Here is a 4,438-nt window from a genome sequence, read left to right on the forward strand (position 1 = left end):
GGCAGCTTTGCCCCTAAAATTTATGCTAACTCACTATAAATTTTCTTTCTGAAATCTAAAAAGTCCTGTTATAAAAACTGATACGCTAGCAAATGGCTTTAAATTTTCAAAAATAGAATAAGTAGAAGCTTAAAAATTTTTTAAAGTTATTTTATTGTTGTTTTGAGTTTTTAAATTTTTTATTGTTTTGTAGTTTGAAAAAATTTAAGAAAGGAATTAGCGTTTAAATTGATTTTAAAGGGGTGTGTTGGCTTTTAAAAAATAATTTAAAGAAAGGATAGCATTAAACACTTATTTTTGATTGTAGAGCATTTAAAGATTGATTGTGGCTTTTATTAAATTTAGCTTAAAAATAGTTGTTTTATATATCACTTTTTAAAAGTTAGTTGAATTTAATAAAGGGTAAAATTAATTAAATAATCTATCGTTTAAGGAAAGAAAATGGCAGAAGAGCTAACTCAAGATCAATTGGCTGAATGGAGTTATTTGAAAGAGCAAGAAATGGTGATGCCATCCGAAGAATTAAAACAAAGCAGTGTAAAAGAGCAGGTGCTAACATGTAAAGAAGCTATCGATAACACAGGAATTTTTAAAAGCAATGAAACAGGTGCAGTAGCATGTGCCAGAGAATTTTATACAGCTTATGGTAGCAACGACGATAATGAAGTAAGAGAAGCTATTAACAATATCTATAAAACAGACATAAGTGCAGAAGATCTCAACAAAATTAAAACACTCACGATAAGAGAAATGGATATGGATTTAAAAGAGAACTTCGACAATGAAAAAGAATACACAATCCAAGATATAAATCGTAAATTTATTTTTGAAACAGCAGAATTAAAATTAAATAAGAATTTGAATGAAGCCGTTAATACCCTAGAAGAAAAAGAAAAGATAGATGAGCAGATCAAGGCAAAAGAAGCTGAGTTTAATGAATTTAAAAGCCCAAAAGAAAAGAGAGACTTTGTAAGCGATAAGCTAAATGAAATAGATGGCAATGACACCCTAAAAAGTAGCCTTGAAATTTTAAAAGAAAAAGAAAAGATAGATGAGCAGATCAAGGCAAAAGAAGCTGAGCTAGAGAATAAAAATGAAGCCAAGCAGGATGTCACAATTACAACACACTCACAAGAAAGAGAAGCAGAACAAGAAGACTGGAGCAGAAAAGCTGATGAGCTAGAAAACCAGCACGAAAAAGAGCTTGAAAAATTAAGAGATGAACAATCTAGGCTTGAAGCAAATTTTCAAAAATCAATCGACAATCTGATGAATAGTGGCGATATAAAAGACATAATGACTGCTCTGCAGGAGATGGATAGAAGCTTAGAAATGATGATGCGACAGGGCAAAGAAGAAAGCGAAACAAAAGAACGCCAGCGACAAGAAAAGCTAGAGCTAGCCTTTGATAGTCCCAAATTTAAAGATGCAGTGGGAGATCTGGTTAAAGAAGTTTATAAGCAACGCAAAGAAGTCAAGGGCGGTTTAAAAGAATTAGAGAACGAGCATGCAAACTACGCAAAACTAAAAACAACGTATGAAAAAGAAATTAAAAAAGGGCTTGATGTAAAAGGATACGAAAAATTAAATAAAATGTTGAATGAAATAGAGAAAGAAACGCCAAATTTTAAAAATAGTTATCCTAAATTTTATAAAAAAGTTAATGATAGTTTAGCGCAGAGCAAAGAAAAAATACTAAATAAGACAAAAGAGAAAAACCAAGAACAAAGCAGGAGCTTATAAAAAATTAGTAGAAAAGGGAAAAAATAATGAAAAGAATGATTATATCAGTTGCCGTAGCATCCTCACTATTTTTAAGTAGTGTTAATGCTAGCGGTATACCAACTATTGACGTAGCCGCGATAGCCCAACAAGTTATGGGATACACCCAAACACTGAAAGACTATGCAGAACAGATCAAACAATATGAGCAAATGGTTAAAGATACACTAAATTTCGAGAAACAAATGCAAGAGCTTGGTGTAGATATGAACAGCGTTTATGAGATATTAGGCGATGCACAAAGTTTAATAGCGCAAATGCAAAGCATATACGAAGATGTAAAAAATTTGCCAAAAGACATAATGGGGGATATAGCAAGAGTTAAGACAGCCTGCTCATTCTTAGAACAAAACAGCCAATTTTTTAGTCACTCAGTAAAAGCATCAGGCAATAAACTAGCAAATAAGCTAAATAGATGTACATTTGCACTACGTGATGGAGCAAATATAAGCAAGAGCATAGAAGAATTAACTCAAAAAATGAATAAGGCAGTTGACCCAATAGAACGAGCAAACTATCAGGCACAGATCAGTAATATTAAAAATGCGGAAAGGTTTTTGCAAGAGAGGGATAATATAGAGAAAACAAACAATTTATTAGCATTTGAAGACACATTTCATAATGGTGATAAAACGAAAGAGTATACAAGAGATAGAATGAGAGATGATTTAAAACAGCTATCCAAACAATTAAATAAGGCTAATAATCAAAAGCAGGCTCAAGCATTAACGAATACTATACTGCTTAAAATTTTAGAAAATATGCAACAGCAATATGAGCTAAATATCAATTACACCAGCGCAATGGCATCGAGCAGACAAGCCATGAAAGACGATAGTGCTAGAGATTTAACACCAGATAGCTTTAACCAAAAAGTTGTTGAATATAAGCGAAATGATGCAATATTTGACCCAGAAACAAAACAAATGCCAAAAGATGAGCTAGGGCTTCCAAAATTTGTATTTTTTAAATAAGGAGTAGAAATGAAAAAAATAGTTTTAAGTATTGTTGCCATAACAATGTTTGCAGGTAGTGCAGTAGCACAGGAAATAACAGGAGATGCAAAGCTGGCATGCGAAGCATTATTGTGCTTATCAAGCCCAACAAGACCGAGCGAATGTGCTCCAGCACTTAAAAAATATTTTTCAATAACAGACAAAAAACCACACAAACAAGCAAAGAAGCGTGAGAACTTTTTAAAATTATGTCCTAAACAATGAACAAAGAAAATTTAATCGAACTCCCACTAGATGAAATTTTAAAGAATAATGGCTACTTTGAAAAACGAGAGAAAAGTAGCCAAAATTACAAGACACTCACAAACAACAACTCCGATACAATTATCATAACGAGAAAAAGCAACGGACACTATTTATACTTTAACCCAAGCGATGATAATGATAGAGGAAATATTTATAATTTCGCCAAGAATCGTGGCGTTTCAATAAAAGATTTAATAGACGAAAATATAATAAACGATGTAAAGACATTAAAAAACAATACTAAAGAAATAATAAAACAAAAAGAAAATGATAGTATTATAGTAGAAAAATTTAAAAAATTAAATAAGATAGATGAAAACTCGTTTTTGACTAGCAAAAGAAAAATTAAAAGCGATATCCTGATAAAATTTAGTAGCCTCAAGCAGGATGAAAAATTTAAGAATGCAATAGTGCCAACATATACATTAAGTGTATTAGAACTAAGCAGTGGCAAAAGAGAATTTCTAAAGCAGACAGGGTATATAAGCTACTTATCAAAGCCTTTAACGCAGGATCAGCAAGGAAAGGCATATGCTAAGCCGATAAAACAGCTCTGTAATGGAATAAAGGGGCTTGAAATACTCAAGGCAGACGAAGCACACAAGAATCCAAAGGATTTTAAAAATATTGTAATCTGTGAGAGCATGATAGATACATTATCATATTGTGAAATGAAAGACGTAAATTTAAAAGAAACACTCCTATGCTCAACAAATGGTCAAATATCGGCAACGCAAAAGGAAGTCATAAAAGCATTGACAAAGCTGGCACCAAATGCAGGAGTTGTACTAGGATTTGATAATGACGAACGTGGTAAAGAATTTACAAAAGCAATACTAGAAATAGTACCAAATGCGAGATCGGCCAAACCAATCCTAAAGGACTTTAATGATGATTTGGTAGCAGGCACGGCATTAGGTATAAGTAGTAATAAAATTAATCTCGACAGCATAACAAAGCCTTTAAAGGAGTTTTCTCGGCAAGTTGAGTATTTGTCAAAGAAATACGACTTTCTCGAGCCAGATGCTAAGAAAAGTAGAATAAAAGACCTATACGCCCTTGATGTTGAAAAATTTAGAGAAATAGAACCAAAGATCAAGACATTACAGGGAATGAGAGAAAGCTATAAGCGACTTAACTTGATAAACACAAAAATTGAAAAAGACTACGAAAGATCATCTAAGACACGATAAAAACAGCCATCTGCTTTTTGGACTTTAAGCTTTAAATAAGTATTGATGAAGTGATGTTTAACCCCTTTGTGTGGGAGTTTGACGCATTGTTGAGTAAATTTATTTTTACAAATTGTCCGAAATTTTATGAGCCGTAATCGAATGCAAGCCATCTGCTTTTTGGACTTTAAGCTTTAAATAAGTATTGATGAAGTGATGTTT

Annotated in this window: 4 protein-coding genes; all 4 read left to right on the forward strand. The window is 32.4% G+C overall.

Annotation, left to right across the window (positions count from 1 at the left end; genetic code table 11):
* Window positions 1-441: 441 nt before the first annotated feature.
* Genes F3H00_RS10215 through F3H00_RS10230 form a run of 4 tightly spaced genes read left to right on the forward strand, consistent with a single transcriptional unit; the run spans window position 442 to window position 4,237 of the window.
* Window positions 442-1,743 (forward strand): hypothetical protein, encoded by a 1,302-nt coding sequence (locus tag F3H00_RS10215; RefSeq protein ID WP_223154260.1) that lies wholly within the window; start codon window positions 442-444, stop codon window positions 1,741-1,743.
* A gap of 26 nt (window positions 1,744-1,769) precedes the next feature.
* On the forward strand, window positions 1,770-2,756 hold the full coding sequence (locus tag F3H00_RS10220) for a type IV secretion system protein (protein ID WP_149703850.1): 987 nt from the start codon (window positions 1,770-1,772) through the stop codon (window positions 2,754-2,756).
* A 9-nt stretch (window positions 2,757-2,765) separates the two neighbouring features.
* A complete protein-coding gene (locus tag F3H00_RS10225) occupies window positions 2,766-3,002 on the forward strand; it encodes a TrbM/KikA/MpfK family conjugal transfer protein (protein WP_103560454.1) in 237 nt (78 codons plus the stop codon).
* The gene (locus tag F3H00_RS10230; protein WP_149703851.1) at window positions 2,999-4,237 is read left to right on the forward strand and encodes a toprim domain-containing protein; all 1,239 of its coding nucleotides are present in this window, start codon (window positions 2,999-3,001) and stop codon (window positions 4,235-4,237) included. Before F3H00_RS10225 ends, F3H00_RS10230 begins: the two co-directional genes overlap by 4 nt.
* Window positions 4,238-4,438 lie beyond the last annotated feature (201 nt).

This window comes from Campylobacter concisus (assembly GCF_902460845.1).
GTDB lineage: Bacteria > Campylobacterota > Campylobacteria > Campylobacterales > Campylobacteraceae > Campylobacter_A > Campylobacter_A concisus_X.

Bases quoted from the DNA above. Each gene is read 5' to 3' on its own strand.
- F3H00_RS10215 (WP_223154260.1), top strand. From the start codon at position 442: ATGGCAGAAGAGCTAACTCAAGATCAATTGGCTGAATGGAGTTATTTG.
- F3H00_RS10220 (WP_149703850.1), top strand. From the start codon at position 1,770: ATGAAAAGAATGATTATATCAGTTGCCGTAGCATCCTCACTATTTTTA.
- F3H00_RS10225 (WP_103560454.1), top strand. From the start codon at position 2,766: ATGAAAAAAATAGTTTTAAGTATTGTTGCCATAACAATGTTTGCAGGT.
- F3H00_RS10230 (WP_149703851.1), top strand. From the start codon at position 2,999: ATGAACAAAGAAAATTTAATCGAACTCCCACTAGATGAAATTTTAAAG.